Raw genomic sequence first — 14986 nt, forward strand, 5'->3', positions numbered from 1 at the left:
TCTGAACCACTTCCGGTGTCGCTGCATACGCCGCACCTTGTTGTCTTTCTGAGTCCAAGCTTATATCTATCGTGCTCCCTACCAACACAGTGTATGCCGTCATCGTGCCAGTTGGGAAAGCACCTTTAAGAAAGCACCAAGCGTTATCTTCAACGCCAGCAGGGTGGTCTTTTGCGCAAGCGTCGAGGATGATCAATATATCGTTCCGCCACTGCGAGAGCCTCTATGAAGATCCTGATCGCCCCCGACAGCTACAAGGATGCCCTGCCCGCCCGCGCCGCCGCGGAGGCCATGGCGCGAGGCATTCTTGAGGCCGTGCCCACTGCCGAGACCCACTGCTGCCCGATGGGCGACGGCGGCGAAGGTACATTGGATGCCCTGCTGGCCGCGACAGGCGCCAAGCGCCACCAGGCCCGCGTGCAGGATGCCCTGGGACGGCCACGGGAGGCATCCTGGGGCTATCAGGCCGACACCCGAACCGCTTTTATCGAACTGGCGGAAGCCAGTGGTCTCCAGCACCTTGAGCGCCACGAGCGCAGTGCCCTTCACAGCACGACTTTCGGCGTCGGCGAACTGATCCTTGCCGCCCTCGATGCCGGTGCCGAGCGACTGCTGCTGACCCTCGGCGGCAGCTCCACCAACGATGCCGGTGCCGGCATGCTGGTGGCCCTCGGCGCGCGTCTGCTCGATGCCCAGGACCTCCCCCTGCCGCCTGGGGGAGCGGCACTCGCCAACCTGGCGACTCTCGACCTCACTGGCCTGGACCCTCGCCTGAGCGGGCTTGCCGTCGAGACCGCCGTCGACGTCGACAACCCCTTACTTGGCCCCCATGGCGCCAGCGCCGTGTTCGGCCCCCAGAAGGGCGCCAGCGACAGCGATGTCCTCACGCTGGACCAGGCGATTAGCCACTTCGCCGACCTCGCCGCTCTCAAGCTCGGCGACGATCACCGAGAACTGCCTGGGGCAGGCGCAGCCGGCGGCATGGGGTTCGCGGCCCGCGCCTTCCTCGGTGCACAACTCAGACCCGGCATCACGCTGGTGATGGAGCAGGTGGGCTTCGATGCCCTGCTCGAGAATGCCGATCTGGTGATCACCGGCGAGGGCCAGCTCGACGGCCAGAGTCTCGCCGGCAAGACCCCAGTAGGCATCGCCCGCGCCGCCCGCGCCAAGGGCGTCCCCGTGGTGGCCCTGGTCGGACGGCTGGGCGACGGCTGGCAGGCCGCTCATGACGAAGGGATCAGTGCCGCCTTTGCCCTGGCCGATGGCCCGATCACCCTCGATGAAGCCCTCACTCGCACCTCGGCGTTGTTAGCCGATCGCGCCGGCAGCCTGGTTCGCCTGCTGACAGCCAGCGCACACGCGCTTTCAGACAGTGGCGGTCGTGACTGCACATGAGCCAAACCTTGAAAAGGATCGACGTCGACGGCATGTCATAGGGCAGCACTATGATGATGATGGCGAAACTTCGTTATCGACCAGCGTCGCCACACCTTACAGTAAGTACGAACAAACTCATTTGAGATCAAGGAGGTATCTAGATGCCTGATACCAACGTTATTGGATTGCACGAGAGCAGTGCCAGCCAGCTAGCCGACCGCCTCAACGCCCTGCTGGCCAACTACCAGATCTTCTACATGAACGTGCGTGGCTATCACTGGAACGTGAAGGGCAACCAGTTCTTCGAGCTGCACACCAAGTTCGAGGAGTACTACACGGATCTGCTGCTCAAGGTCGATGAAGTCGCCGAGCGTATTCTCACCCTGGGCCACACCCCGGTGCATGCCTACAGCGACTACGTGAAGATGTCGGATATCGCCGAGGACAAGGACGTGCACGACGGCCAGTCCTGCGTTCGCGGCATCCTGCAGGGCTATCAGTCGCTGATCGGCCTGCAGCGCGAGATTCTATCGATCGCCTCAGATGCCGATGATGAAGGTACCGCGGCTCAAGTGGGTGACTACATCCGCGAGCAGGAAAAAACCGTCTGGATGCTGAACGCCTACCTCGGTTGATCAAGCCCCAGAGCTCGGCTTATACAGCCTCAGAGGTGGGGATCACCTAAATGGTGGACATCATTTAGGTGGTCGGTATCAATCGACAGAAAAGCGCCGCCCCCGGGCGGCGCTTTTTTATGGTATTCGTCCGGGAGGGCCGGCAGCCGCACGCAGAACTGTCCCTGGGAGCGGGGTAGATAAGCGTCACTTTTGCATTCCTACGGCGCAAAAAGCCTGCGCCAGCGATCAAGCGTCGTGCGCAGGCGCGCCTCGACCTGGCGTCGTCCGGGCAGACCGAGGCGCCTGGCCAGCCAGGCATCGGCCCGGCCCTGAAAGAGCACCGCGACCAGCAGCCAGGCATCGTCATCAAGGCCTGGCTCACCCTCTTGCCCTGCCACCGACTGGCTCATCACCACGCTTGCCTTGTGGCGCAGCACGAGCCCCCGGCGCACCAGGGCCTTAAGCGCTGGCCGCGCCAATGCGGGCGCCCGGTGACCTAACGCCACGTCGGCGATATCGCGCTGCATGATGGCAGTAAGCTCAGGCATTTCGCCTTCCGCCAGCAGCCGTGCCGCCAGGGAAGGGTCGAATTCCTTGAGCTCAAACGCCAACAGGCTTGGCAACAAGGCCTGGAAGCCATCGGCAAGCTCGCTTAACAGCGCCTCGCCGCGGGGGCTGGTGGCACAGGCCACCATCAGCGCATGTTCGCCGCTGGCCGCCTCCCGCGTCAGGCCCAGGCGTACGACGCGAAAGCCGCTTCGCTGCCAGAACGCCATCAGCCCGGCCTCGGCGCCAAAACTCGCACCGAGCAGATCGATGCCCGCCTCGCGCGCGCGCTCCAACTCGGCAGAGAGTAACGCTCGGCCATGGCCGAGGCGTCGACAGCCTGGATCAACGGCAATGCGCATCACGCGCCGAATCCGTGATTCCAGCGACCTGCGGCTGCCGGCGTGAGCCGCAAGCGATTGTGCCAGCAAGTGGCCACGGGGGCGCCGCTCACCGCGAGCCACCTGCTCGGCCAAGCCAGGTTCGAAGCCGCCTTCATCAACGGTCAGTGCTACGGCCCGGAGCCCCTGATCATAAAGGCATACCACCCGGCCGCCGGGACCATCGAGCAGCCGGCGCAGATCGCTTGGCTGAGTGCGGTAATGCGCCTGCACCAGCAGGCCAAACAATGTCCGCAGGCGTGGCTCGTCAGCGGCCAAGTCATCCCGGGAACACTCGACAATATCGGGCTCGCTTTTGCCCCTCGCCTCATGGGGCTTGGCGCTTAGCTGTGTGTCACCGGGTTCGCTGTGTTGCCGGGCCTCGCAAGGCTCGGCATCGAGCATTAGCAACGTGTCAGTGAGCCGTTCCAGTGGATCATCCACGGCCCAGCGGATCGGCGTGGCCAGGTGCAGGCCCTGCCAGCCCGGGGTCTGACGCTCGAGGTGTTCGCGAAAGCGCAGCGCGAAGCCTCGCCCCGAGCCTTCATAGCCGTGAACGGTGGTGGCGAAGGCGATCCGCGGGAAGGCACTGAGCAACCGCGAGAGCAAGGGCGCAGGAATCGCCGCCGCTTCATCGACCAGCAACAGCGCGCCGGCCCCACCCTGCTCGCCGGCAAGGGCTGACTCCACCAGGGCATCCGGGGCGATAAAACGTACGCGAGCCGAGCCGTCGCCTGGGGCTCCCGCCACCGGCTCGCGGATTGTCTCGAGCACAAAGGTATTACCTTGTCGCCCGCCCTCGGGGCAGAGCATCGCCAAGCGCTCGAAGAGCGCCTCCACCGCCGCCGGGCGTGGCGCAGTGACCAGAATATCCGTTTCGCCTTTTGCCATTAGCCGGGCGCAGGCGATACCTAGGGCCGCGCTCTTGCCGCGGCCACGGTCGGCAGTCAGCACCAGCGGGCGCCGTCGCTTCAGCCGACAAAGGCGCGCGACCACCCGGGCCTGATCGACGGTCGCACAGTCAGTATCCTCTGGCGGCGACTCGCAGGGCGCCTTGGTCGGGATAGTCGTATTGCCATCCATCCCGTTAGGCAGACTCAGGCCTTCATCGGTGGTCCAGGTCGCGACCTGCGGCGAGGCCGAAAGCAGCCTTGCGAGGCGATCCAGATAGCGCGACTCCAGCTCATCGGCGCTGTAGGGATGCTCGGCAAGCCGGGCATAGTCGCCATCCGGCCGGGCGCCCCAATCCGGCGGCGTAAGCAGCACCAGCAGGCCACCGGCACGCAGCGTGCCTGAGACAGCGCCAAAGGCCTCGGGGTCGAAACCCGCCGCTGCAGAGACCGCATCGATCACCACAAGGCCATGCTCGCCCCCCAGACGGGTGCGCGCTTTGGCGGCGGGAAGCGCCACGATGCCTGCCGCCTCGAGGTCCGGCTGGGGTGTCCCCAGCCAGAGCGGGTCTGTCCAGTCGGTGGCCTGCCATAGCGAGACTGCCCGGGCGATGGCGCTCTCCACCGGAGCGGTGATCCACAAAAGGCCGCGGTGGCGCCGGGCCGTGAGGTGGCCAAGCAGGGTCATCAGCGCCTCATGCTCGGACGTATCGAGGGCAGGCACCGTATCGGGCGGCAACACATCAGGAGTAGTAGGCGGGATGCTCATGGCGCACAGCATGCGACATGCAGGGACATTGGGCCAGCCCTGGCACTGCTCAAAACCAAAGGCCTCCGTTACCGGGGGCCTTTGCATGCTAGTCGGGAATTGCCATTGCTCTGCTCTATTGCCCTCTCTGCCTAGCCGTAGGCCACGCTCGGCAGCCAGGTAGCAATCGCCGGCAGCAGGAACACCAAGATCAGAGCCACCAGCTGAATCAGGATGAAGGGCGCCACACCGCGATAAATGTCAGTGACCTTGATCTCCGGCGGCGCCACACCCTTGATGTAGAAGAGCGCAAAGCCTACTGGCGGGGTCAGGAAAGAGGTCTGCAGACACATCGCGAAGAGGATGGTGAACCACACCAGGTCGAAGCCCAACGACTGTACCACCGGCGCCACCAGCGGCAGGATGATCAGGGTGATCTCCACCCAGTCGAGGAAGAAGCCCAGCAGGAAGACCGCAAACAGAATCACCAGCACGATGGCATAGGGCTCCAGCGGCAGCCCCAGTAGGGCATTCTCGATCACCTCATCGCCGCCCAGCCCGCGCAGCACCACCGAGAAGGCGGTAGCACCCAGGAAGATGGCGAAGATGAAAGCCGAGGTACGAGTGGTCTGGTAGAGCGACTTGCTCATCACCGGCAGGGTCAGGCGACCGGACAGCAGCGCCAGTACCGTGGCTCCCAGCGCGCCCACCCCCGAGGCCTCGGTCGGGGTGGCGATGCCGGCGAAGATGGTGCCAAGCACGCCGAGGATCAGCGCGGCGGTGGGAATCACCGCCTTGATCACGTCCCAGATCACGCTGGGGCCGATCTTCGGCAGATTCTCCGGCGCCGGGGCGATATGCGGCTGAAACATCGGGCGCAGAATAGCGTAGGCGACGTACATGGCACCGAGCATCAGGCCCGGGAAGAAGGCGCCCATGAACAGATCGCCCACCGAGGCCTCCGGCACCGCCAGGCGGTCGGCCATCAGCACCAGCATGATAGAGGGCGGAATTAGGATGCCCAGGGTGCCAGTGGCGCAAGCAGTGCCGACGGCGAAGCCCTTGTCGTACTTGTTCTCCATCATCACCGGCAGCGACAACATGCCCAACAGCACCACCGAGGCGCCGATAATGCCGGTGGTAGCGGCCAGCAGCACGCCGATCACGATCACGGTCACCGCATAGCCGCCGCGCACGGCGCCGAACAGCTTGACCATGTTGTTCATCAGCTTCTCGGCAATGCCGGACTGATCGAGCATGATGCCCATGAAGATGAACATGGGCAGCGCGACCAGGGTTTCGCTTTCCACGAGCCCCCAGACCCGTTCGGGCATCAGGCCCATCGATGAGGAATAGTCGAACCACAGGTTGGCGCCGAAGTTCTCGACCGCCACTACCCCGACCAGGGTCCAGATCACGGCGGTGCCGCCCAGTACCCAGGCAACGGGAAAACCGGTCATCAGCAACATGCCGAAGGTGACGAACATGCCGATGACGAACATCGCTTCTAGAGACATCAGGATGCGCCCTCTTTAGTGGAATCATCGGCAAGCGGCCTGGGGAAGCCGAACAGCAAGGCGGTTACCCGGGTAAGCCTTGAAAGCGCGGCAACAATCAGCAGCGCGAAGGACAACGCCACGACGGCCTTCAGCACCCAGCGATGGGACAGGCCGGCCGGCGCCTGACTGGTCTCGCCCTGGCTGAAGGAGCTCATCGCATAGGGCACCATCTCGTAGAGCGAGATGGCGAGAAACGGTAGCAACAGCAGCAGAATGCCGGCCAGCTCGATGCAGCCCTGGGCCTTGAGGCTCAGCCGCTCGTGAATGACATCGACTCGCACGTGGTCATCGGTGGTCAGGGTGTAGCCAAGCCCCAGCAGCCAGGCGGCCCCGGCAATATGCCATTGCCATTCCTCCAGGGTGACCGATCCCTGGCCGAAGGCATAGCGACCCACCACCGACCAGATGATGACGGCCACCACGGCCAGCCAGGCCCAGGAAGCGACCTTGCCGATCGCGACCAGCAGGGCATCGAGCCCTCGACTGAGGCGAGTCTGGGGCAACTCGGTATGGTGATGAAGAATCTTTTCTGCTTCCGCCGCAAGCACCTGCTGTGGCGCCGACGGTTTTCGATCAGGCGACGTCATGGACTTGCCCCCTTACCAAGCGAGGCCCGTATGAACGGGCCTCGCTGCTATGTCCCATACGGGCGACCTAAAGGCCGCCCGCTTTGATGGTGGCCGCGCCAACGGCCCGGCACAGCGAGATCACTCGTCGCCGGACTCGAGTTCGCTCATGTCGGCCGGCAGATAGGCACGGCTATCCCAGACGGTGTAATCCTTCTGGAAGGCCTGCTGGCTCTCGTAGACGCGCTTGAAGTCAGCATCGTTGGCCGCTTCCTCGGCCAGCACATCGTCGGTCACCGCCTTCAGCTCGGCGAGGATCTCGTCCGGAATCTGCTTGGCCTGGACGCCATCTTCCTGGAAACCGGCCAGCACGGCACCGTTCTTGTACTCGCCTTCGGCGAGGCCACGGGTCACGGCCGCGGTGCAGGACGCCTCGACCAGCGCCTTCTGAGCGTCGGTGGTGCGTTCCCACTCTTCGTCGTTGATCAGCATATACTGGGCCGTAAACTGCTGGTGCCAGCCCGGAAAGAGGTTGTACTTCACCACTTGATCGAAGCCAAGGATCTGGTCGATGGCCGGCATCGCGAATTCGGTGGCGTCGATGGTGCCCTTCTCCAGCGCCTGAAACAGCTCACCGCCCGGCATCATGGTCACCGAGGCGCCCAGCTGCTCAAGTACCTTGCCGCCGAGGCCGGCGAAGCGGATCTTCATGCCCTGGTAGTCTTCAAGGCTGGTGATCTCGTTGGCGTACCAGCCTGCGGTTTCTGGCCCGGTGATGCCGCACAGCTGGGCATGCACGTCGAAGCCCTTGTTGTCGTAGACCTCCTGCAGCATCTCGTGGCCGCCACCGTAGTAATACCAAGCGGTGAAGGCCCAGGGCTTCAGCCCGAAGGGCACGGCGGCGAACAACGGCACCGCCGGCACCTTGCCCTGGTCATAGCCGATCCAGGTGTAGCCGACCGGCACCTTGCCGTCGGAGACCGATTGCAGGATATCGAAGGCCGGCACCAGCTTGCCCGGCTCGTAGACCCGCACCTGCAGCGAGCCATCGGAGGCGGTGGTCAGGTTCTCGGCGACCCAGGCCGCCGGTGAGCCCAGCGCCGGAAGGTTGGTGGCAAAGGCGGTAGGCATCTTCCAGCGCAGGTCCTCGGCAGCCGCGGTACCCGTACACAGGGCTAGGGCGCCGGCAGCGCCGACCAGGGTCTTGACGATTTTCATGAGTGAATTCTCCGTCTGCAGTTGTTGTGATTGTTCATCTGTAAACGTCTGGCACTGGGCAAGACGCAGCAAACGTCATCCAGTAGCCCAGCCGGGGGTCTGATCATGTCGCGTGTCGTTACAGACAAGCGACACACAGCCTGGGCCGATGACCTGGCGACGCGACAACTCAAGAATAGTTATGGCATGGGCTGCGCGAGTGGATCTAACGTAAGCGTCAACGCTCGACGCGATACCCAGACCGGAAGGCTATAGCGACCCCATAACCAACTCAATATTGGAAAATTGGTATTACCAAAAAAAAGAAATGCATCATTCCCGCGAAATATCCACAAATCGCTGTAAAAAACATCATTTCAGCCGCAATAAACAGAAAAAGTGCGAGAAAAATACACTTTTAGTAAAAACTCATTACTTATCAAAAACGGTTAGAGTGCGACGAATGGATCAACGAGAACAGGTGTGAGGCGGCAATTTTCGGGCAATCATGACCCTTAGAGACGATTCGGGCATGGCCGGTCAGATTACAGTGCCTAAAATTGGACAGACCAATACCGCCCTGATATGCCGAGGGTGCCACTTAGACCAACGGACCCCATTGCCACCTTCTTCACATACTCAAGACCCAGGCAGAGCGGGACAGAGACAGATATTAAGGCCTGACTACATTCAACGACTCCCTGCATCAGGCGGTGCGGCAAAAGAACGCTTTTGTCTCGCCCATCATTTCCGCGATGCTATGAAGGGCTATCCTCTCTCGCGCCGCCCCCAAACAGCGCAAATGCCTGGATGCCAATTAGCCCGGGCGGTTTTCTACATCACATGCTCGATGACTCTCCCCCTTCTGCTTTAAGGACTTCTCATGGCACTGCCTCCTCCCTCTGCGAAACGCCCTCGCTGCGGCACCGGTATGCTCGCGGCCTGGCAAGCAGGCTATGGGCTTGGGGACCTACGCCATGACATTCTGGCCGGGCTGACCATCGGTATCGTAGCGGTACCGCTATCAATGGCCCTGGCCATCGCTACCGGAGTGGCGCCTCAGCACGGGCTCTATACCGCCATCGTCGCCGGCATCGTGATCTCCCTCACCGGCGGCTCGCGATTCAGCGTGTCTGGCCCCACCGCCGCCTTCGTGGTGATCCTGCTGCCTATCGTTCAGCACTATGGGCTTGGGGGGCTGTTGATCGCCACGCTGATGGCGGGAATGATCCTGGTCGGCCTAGGGCTCGCCCGCCTGGGCGCACTGATTCAGTTCGTGCCTTACCCGGTGGTGCTTGGCTTTACCGCCGGCATCGCGGTCGTCATCGCTACCCTGCAGGTGCCGGACTTCCTCGGCCTCGAGGTGGCCAGGGGCGAGCACTTCACTGACAGCCTGGCGAATATCCTGGCCGCCTTGCCTGAGACTCGCTTGGCCGAGCTTGCCATCGGCGTCATCACCCTGGCGGTGATGCTGCTGTGGCCACGGCTGCGCACGCCGGTGCCCGCGCCGCTGGCGGGGCTGGTCGTCGGGGCACTGGCTGCCTACGTTGCCAATCACTGGTTGGGTGGCGACATCGCCACCATCGCCTCGCGCTTTGAGTGGAGCGTCGAGGGCGAGAGCGGCGTTGGCATCCCGCCTATCGCCCCGAGCTTCGCCCTGCCGTGGCATATGCCCAACGCCGACGGCGAACCACTGGCGGTGAACTTCGAGCTTATCCGCTCGCTGCTCGGTCCGGCCTTCGCCATCGCCATGCTGGCCGCCATCGAGTCACTTTTATGTGCGGTGGTTGCCGACGGCATGACCCGCACCCGGCATGATCCCAATGCCGAACTGATTGGCCTTGGGCTTGGCAACATCGCCGTGCCCTTCTTCGGCGGCATCACCGCCACCGGCGCCCTGGCACGCACCGCGACCAATATTCGCAGCGGCGCACGCTCGCCAATCGCCGCCGTGGTGCATGCGCTGGTGGTCCTGCTGGCGGTGATTGCGCTTGCCGGGCTGCTGGGGCTGGTGCCCATGACCTCGCTGGCCGCGCTGCTGTTCATCATCGCCTGGAACATGAGCGAAGCGCGGATGTTCGTGCACACCCTGCGCTCGTCTCCCGGGGGCGATGTGGCGATCCTTGAGATCTGCTTCGCGCTGACGGTGCTGTTCGACATGGTGCTGGCGGTATCGGTGGGCATGGGTCTGGCCGCCGCCCTGTTCATTCGCCGCATGACGCAGGTGACCCAGACCACTGCCCGCCCACTCGATCGCCAGCCGGAGGTGCAGGACTTGCCGCCTCAAGTCGCGCTCTACGACATCAACGGCCCGATGTTTTTCGGCGTCGCCGACAAGGCCCTGTCGTCGCTGCAAATGGTCGACCCTGACATACGCATCGTGATGGTGGACATGCACGGCGTACCGAGCATCGACGGCACGGCGCTCGTCGCTTTACGCCGCATGGTCGAGGAGATGCGCCGCCAGAACGTCGCCCTGATTCTGATCGGCCTGTCGCCCCGTCAGATCGTCAAGCTGCGCCGGGTCGGCATTCGCACCACCGCCGGCGAGCTGACGCACTGCGCGAGTCTGACCCGCGCCAGAACCGTGGCCCTGCGCTGGCTAGAGAAAGGCCGCACCGAACAGGCCTGATTGCAGCCTGCCGGGCGTGGCAATGCGTTCGCGGCAGGCTGCAGGGAATAACACCAACTGGTAACATCCCCGTCGGTTACCATTCTCACCTGTCACTTTGTCGCATTGATCCATTTTCTGGCCCTCATGCCGCAGGACCTGGACCTTTCACCGCAGGCCCTATTGACGCAAGGAGTCTTTGCTTGACCAGTCCCGCCAGCTTCCGACCGGCCAGTCTTTTTCGTCGCCTATCGCTGCACTTAAGTACATGGAGCGTACTGACCATCGGCATCGCCCTGATCGTGGCCCTGCCGGTGATTGTGGTGCTGGCGCATATTCTGGTGCCCACCGATGGCATCTGGCAGCACCTGGCAAGCACGGTGCTGGGGCGCTATCTCAGCAACACCCTCTTCCTGGTGGTGACGGTAGGCCTTGGCACCTTCGTGATCGGCACCGGCACGGCCTGGCTAGTGGTGATGTGCCGCTTTCCCGGACGACGCCTGTTCGAGTGGGCGCTGCTGCTGCCGCTGGCGGTGCCGACCTATGTGATCGCCTATGCCTACACCGACTTCCTGCAATATGCAGGGCCGGTACAGACCTGGCTGCGCGAGGTCTTCGACTGGGGTCGCGGCGACTACTTCTTCCCCGATATCCGCTCATTGGGCGGCGCCGCGACGCTGATTACCCTGGTGCTCTATCCCTACGTCTACATGCTGACCCGGGCGGCCTTCCTCGAGCAGTCGGTGTGCGTGCTGGACGTGGGCCGCACCCTGGGACGCGGCCCCTGGCGGCTATTCACCAGCGTGGCGATTCCGCTAGCCAGGCCGGCGATCGTCGGCGGCGTATCACTTGCGCTGATGGAGACCCTCAATGAATTCGGCGCGGTGCAGTACTTCGGCGTCGACACCTTCACCACCGGGATTTACCGCACCTGGTTCGGCATGGGCGAGCAGGTCGCCGCTGCTCAGTTAGCGGCCTGCCTGCTCGCCTTCGTGATCATCTTCGTGCTGCTCGAGCGCTGGTCGCGGGGCAAGCGGCGCTACTTTCATACCTCCGGGCGCTATCAGCAGCTCCCCGAGTTTCATCTTCGCGGCTGGCGGGGTGTGGCGGCCTGTGTGGCCTGCCTGGCGCCGATCATGGTGGGGTTCCTGATTCCCAGTGGCCTGCTGGGCTATCTCTCGGTGCGGGGCGGCGATGATCTGTTTGGTGCCCAGTTCCTGGAGTTCGCCGGCAATAGCCTGGTACTGGCGACCATCGCGGCCCTGGTAGCAGTGGGTCTGGCGCTGGTGCTCAGCTATGGGGCGCGCCTGAATCCGCGCCCGGTTACACGACTGGCCACCCGCATCGGCGCCATCGGCTATGCGGTACCCGGCTCGGTGGTGGCGGTCGGCATCCTGATCCCCTTCTCTTGGCTGGATCAGCGCATCAACGGCTTCATGGATGCACAATTCAACATGATGGTCGGTCTCCTGTTCAGTGGCACCGCCTTCATCCTGATCTATGCCTATGTGGTGCGCTTTCTGGCGGTCTCCTTCAACGCCATCGAAGCGAGCCTTGGCAAGGTAACGCCGAGCATGGACGCCGCGGCCCGCACCCTGGGCCAGACCGCTGGCGGCACGCTGCGCAAGGTCCACACCCCGATCATCCGCGGCAGCCTCCTGGCCGCCGCGATCCTGGTGTTCGTGGACGTGATGAAGGAGCTGCCGGCGACCATCATCCTGCGGCCCTTCAACTTCGACACCCTGGCGGTGCGGGCCCACAACCTGGCCGCGGACGAGCGTCTCGCCGAGGCCTCCACCGCGTCGCTGACCATCGTGGCCGTGGGGATCATCCCGGTGATTCTGTTAAGCCTGGCGATCCGGGGCTCACGCCCCGGCAGTGGCGCCATCAGTGGCAAAGACAAAGACCTGTGACGGATCCAGCTGGATAAGCACTGGTTGACCTTCTTCCGGCAGGAATACGCCCGGCACCCGGGCGTGGAGATGGGATTCCCAGCCATCCGCGTCATGGGCGCAGATATGCACGAGGCTTGATCGGCCCAGCAATTTGGCCATCACCACATGGCTGTGATGATCCGCAAGCGGCTCATCGAGGGTCACTACCTTGAGGGCCTCGGGGCGAATCAACACCCGCACCGAGCTGCCATCCGCTATCTCGCTGACCGGCACATTACCCACCGGGGTCTTCACCTGCCCGCCTTGCACCTCACCGGCCATCTCGTTGACCTCCCCGAAGAAGGTCACCACGAAGGGGTCGCGCGGCGCACAGTAGAGCTCCAGTGGCGTGCCCATCTGCACGATCTGGCCATCACGCATCAGCGCGATGCGATCGGCCATGAACATCGCCTCTTCCGGGTCGTGAGTGACCAACAGGGCCCCCGCCCCGACGCGCTTCAACACGTGCAGCGTATCGTCGCGAATGCGATCACGCAGGCGTGCATCCAGGCTCGAGAAGGGCTCGTCGAGTAGCATCAGTGACGGCGCCGGCGCCAGCGCACGGGCCAGTGCCACGCGCTGCTGCTGACCACCGGACAGCGTATGCGGATAGCTCTTGGCATAGGCCTGCATGCCCAGCTGCTCTAGTAGCTCCATGGCACGCGCACGGCGCTGCTTGCCGGGCAGCGACTCCAGGCCGAAGGCGACGTTGTCGAGCACGGAGAGGTGCGGGAAGAGGGCTGAATCCTGAAAGGCCAGCCCCACATTACGTTTCTCGGGCGGCACATGGGGTTTACCGGGGCGGCCGATGGGGCGGCCTCCCAGATCGACCCCCCCTTCCTGCACGGCCTCGAGGCCGGCGACAATGCGCAGCAGCGTGGTCTTGCCGCAGCCCGATGGCCCCAACAAACAGACGACCTCGCCCTGCTCAACGTAAAGGCTGACATCCTCCACCGCCTGATGATGGCCATAAGTATGGCGGATGTGGTGCATGGCGAGGACAGGTGCCTCGCGGGAAACTTGGCGGTCGGGGTCGGTCGGGATCGCTTGGGCGTTCATGGAAGCTCGTCGTCTCATTTCGTCCGTCTGCGGCAGGCGCCACAGCGTGAAAGCGGGAATGCGTCCTAAGTGCATGCCAGTCTACTCGTTTTATCCCCCCTTTCGCACGCCACACCCGCATGACATGGATCAGTGCTATCACGCTTTCTCCGCCCCGTATCCACAAGATACTCGCCATCACAGTTGACGCTGCACGCAGGAAGCGCTTCAATGCAACCAGATTAATGCAACGCATTATCATTCCAATTCAGGTTCTATCTCCATGAGGTGTCCTATGCCCTTGCAGCGCCGTCACGTTATTCCCCTTGCCGCCCTGGTGGCAGGCTCTGCTGTTGCCAGTCAGGCCATGGCCGATTCCGTGAACGTCTATTCGGCACGTCACTATGACTCGGACCAGGCGCTTTATGATGCCTTCACCGAGAAGACCGGCATCGACGTCAACGTGCTCGAGGGCAACTCCGACCAGCTGATCCAGCGCATCCTGCTGGAAGGCGAAGCCGGCCCCGCCGACATCATGATGACCGTGGACGCCGGACGCCTGTGGCGCGCCGAGGAAGAAGGCATCTTCGCCCCGGTCGATTCCGAGGTGCTCGACGAACGTTTGCCAGCCTCCATGCAGCATCCTGAGGGCGAGTGGTTCGGCTTCAGCCAGCGCGTACGGGCCATCTTCTACAACCCGGAAGCCATCGACGCGAGCGACATCGCCAGCTATGAGGACCTCGCCGACCCGAACCTCGAAGGTCGGGTATGTATCCGTTCCTCGAACAATATCTACAACCAGTCATTGCTGGCCTCGATGATCGCCCACCACGGCGAGGAAGGCGCTGAAGAATGGGCCCAGGGCGTGGTCAACAACATGGCACGCGACCCCGAAGGCGGCGACACCGATCAGCTGCTCGGCGTGGCCAGCGGCGAGTGCGACGTGGCGGTCGCCAATCACTACTACTATGTGCGCCTGCTCAAGTCCGATAACGAGGCTGACCGCGAGGCCGCCGAGTCGATCAATATCCTGTTCCCCAATCAGGAAGACCGCGGTGCCCACGTAAACGTCGGTGGCGCCGGCATGATCAAGGGCGCCCCGCACCCGGAAAACGCTCAGCGCTTCCTGGAATTCCTGGCCTCCGATCAAGCTCAGGAGCAGTTCGCCAAGGGCAACCACGAGTTCCCGGTGGTCGATGGCGTCGAGATCGACGAGGTATTGGCATCTTGGGGTGACTTCAAGCGTGATGACCTGAACGTCAGTCGGCTCGGCGAGAACAACCCCCAGGCAGTGCGTATCTTCGACCGCGTCGGCTGGCGTTAAGACTGGACAGGCAAGCCTGACGTCTTACCGGTGATACACCATCACATTGCCAGACCGCCGAACGTGGAATGTCATTAATGCAAAAAGGCCCGCGGCATCGCCGCGGGCCTTCTCGTATCTGATCGGGTGTCACGGGCCTCGTCGCTATCACTCACTGCTTTCACTCACTTAAGGCGACACACACTGGCATTGGCGAGGA

At 63.3% G+C, this 14986-nt stretch carries 10 protein-coding genes; 5 read left to right on the forward strand and 5 right to left on the reverse strand.

Annotated elements, in window-relative coordinates; all coding sequences use genetic code 11:
• Positions 1 to 225: 225 nt before the first annotated feature.
• Both ETC27_RS06405 and ETC27_RS06410 read left to right on the forward strand, forming a co-directional pair.
• Entirely contained in the window at positions 226 to 1395 is a 1170-nt protein-coding gene (locus tag ETC27_RS06405) for a glycerate kinase (RefSeq protein WP_136254152.1), read from the forward strand.
• A gap of 143 nt (positions 1396 to 1538) precedes the next feature.
• Positions 1539 to 2012 carry a Dps family protein gene (locus ETC27_RS06410; RefSeq protein ID WP_136254153.1) on the forward strand — a complete coding sequence of 158 codons (474 nt, stop codon included), beginning with the start codon at positions 1539 to 1541 and terminating at the stop codon, positions 2010 to 2012.
• A 200-nt stretch (positions 2013 to 2212) separates the two neighbouring features.
• Here the strand turns inward: ETC27_RS06410 and ETC27_RS06415 are convergent, their stop codons facing one another.
• From ETC27_RS06415 to ETC27_RS06430, 4 genes are all read right to left on the reverse strand, one after another.
• Positions 2213 to 4579 carry a tRNA(Met) cytidine acetyltransferase TmcA gene (locus tag ETC27_RS06415; protein ID WP_240724825.1) on the reverse strand — a complete coding sequence of 789 codons (2367 nt, stop codon included), beginning with the start codon at positions 4577 to 4579 and terminating at the stop codon, positions 2213 to 2215.
• 131 nt (positions 4580 to 4710) lie between these two features.
• Positions 4711 to 6075 carry a TRAP transporter large permease gene (locus tag ETC27_RS06420; protein ID WP_136254154.1) on the reverse strand — a complete coding sequence of 455 codons (1365 nt, stop codon included), beginning with the start codon at positions 6073 to 6075 and terminating at the stop codon, positions 4711 to 4713.
• Positions 6075 to 6704, reverse strand: a complete 630-nt coding sequence (locus ETC27_RS06425) for a TRAP transporter small permease subunit (RefSeq protein ID WP_136254155.1) — start codon at positions 6702 to 6704, stop codon at positions 6075 to 6077. The genes ETC27_RS06420 and ETC27_RS06425 overlap by 1 nt, the downstream gene beginning before the upstream one ends.
• A 120-nt stretch (positions 6705 to 6824) precedes the next feature.
• On the reverse strand, positions 6825 to 7901 hold the full coding sequence (locus ETC27_RS06430; RefSeq protein ID WP_136254156.1) for a TRAP transporter substrate-binding protein: 1077 nt from the start codon (positions 7899 to 7901) through the stop codon (positions 6825 to 6827).
• Between the two features lie 862 nt (positions 7902 to 8763).
• Between ETC27_RS06430 and dauA the strand changes: the two genes are divergently transcribed.
• Complete coding sequence (gene dauA, locus ETC27_RS06435) at positions 8764 to 10512, forward strand: C4-dicarboxylic acid transporter DauA (protein ID WP_136254157.1); 1749 nt, start codon at positions 8764 to 8766, stop codon at positions 10510 to 10512.
• A 233-nt stretch (positions 10513 to 10745) separates the two neighbouring features.
• A complete protein-coding gene (locus ETC27_RS06440) occupies positions 10746 to 12404 on the forward strand; it encodes an ABC transporter permease (RefSeq protein WP_439331794.1) in 1659 nt (552 codons plus the stop codon).
• On the opposite strand, the gene ETC27_RS06445 is transcribed toward ETC27_RS06440, so the two are convergent.
• Positions 12357 to 13484, reverse strand: a complete 1128-nt coding sequence (locus ETC27_RS06445; RefSeq protein ID WP_136254159.1) for an ABC transporter ATP-binding protein — start codon at positions 13482 to 13484, stop codon at positions 12357 to 12359. The two genes, ETC27_RS06440 and ETC27_RS06445, sit on opposite strands and share 48 nt — an antisense overlap.
• A 274-nt stretch (positions 13485 to 13758) precedes the next feature.
• On the opposite strand from ETC27_RS06445, the gene ETC27_RS06450 reads away from it, so the two are divergent.
• A complete protein-coding gene (locus ETC27_RS06450; RefSeq protein ID WP_136254160.1) occupies positions 13759 to 14787 on the forward strand; it encodes a Fe(3+) ABC transporter substrate-binding protein in 1029 nt (342 codons plus the stop codon).
• Positions 14788 to 14986 lie beyond the last annotated feature (199 nt).

The sequence above is a fragment of the Onishia niordana genome (genome assembly GCF_004798965.1).
In the GTDB taxonomy this organism is placed as follows: Bacteria; Pseudomonadota; Gammaproteobacteria; order Pseudomonadales; family Halomonadaceae; genus Onishia; species Onishia niordana.

Excerpts from the sequence above, each read along its gene's own strand:
- ETC27_RS06420 (WP_136254154.1), bottom strand. The coding sequence starts at position 6,075 with ATGTCTCTAGAAGCGATGTTCGTCATCGGCATGTTCGTCACCTTCGGC.
- ETC27_RS06445 (WP_136254159.1), bottom strand. The coding sequence starts at position 13,484 with ATGAACGCCCAAGCGATCCCGACCGACCCCGACCGCCAAGTTTCCCGC.
- ETC27_RS06410 (WP_136254153.1), top strand. The coding sequence starts at position 1,539 with ATGCCTGATACCAACGTTATTGGATTGCACGAGAGCAGTGCCAGCCAG.
- dauA (WP_136254157.1), top strand. The coding sequence starts at position 8,764 with ATGGCACTGCCTCCTCCCTCTGCGAAACGCCCTCGCTGCGGCACCGGT.
- ETC27_RS06430 (WP_136254156.1), bottom strand. The coding sequence starts at position 7,901 with ATGAAAATCGTCAAGACCCTGGTCGGCGCTGCCGGCGCCCTAGCCCTG.
- ETC27_RS06450 (WP_136254160.1), top strand. The coding sequence starts at position 13,759 with ATGCCCTTGCAGCGCCGTCACGTTATTCCCCTTGCCGCCCTGGTGGCA.
- ETC27_RS06415 (WP_240724825.1), bottom strand. The coding sequence starts at position 4,579 with ATGAGCATCCCGCCTACTACTCCTGATGTGTTGCCGCCCGATACGGTG.
- ETC27_RS06405 (WP_136254152.1), top strand. The coding sequence starts at position 226 with ATGAAGATCCTGATCGCCCCCGACAGCTACAAGGATGCCCTGCCCGCC.
- ETC27_RS06425 (WP_136254155.1), bottom strand. The coding sequence starts at position 6,704 with ATGACGTCGCCTGATCGAAAACCGTCGGCGCCACAGCAGGTGCTTGCG.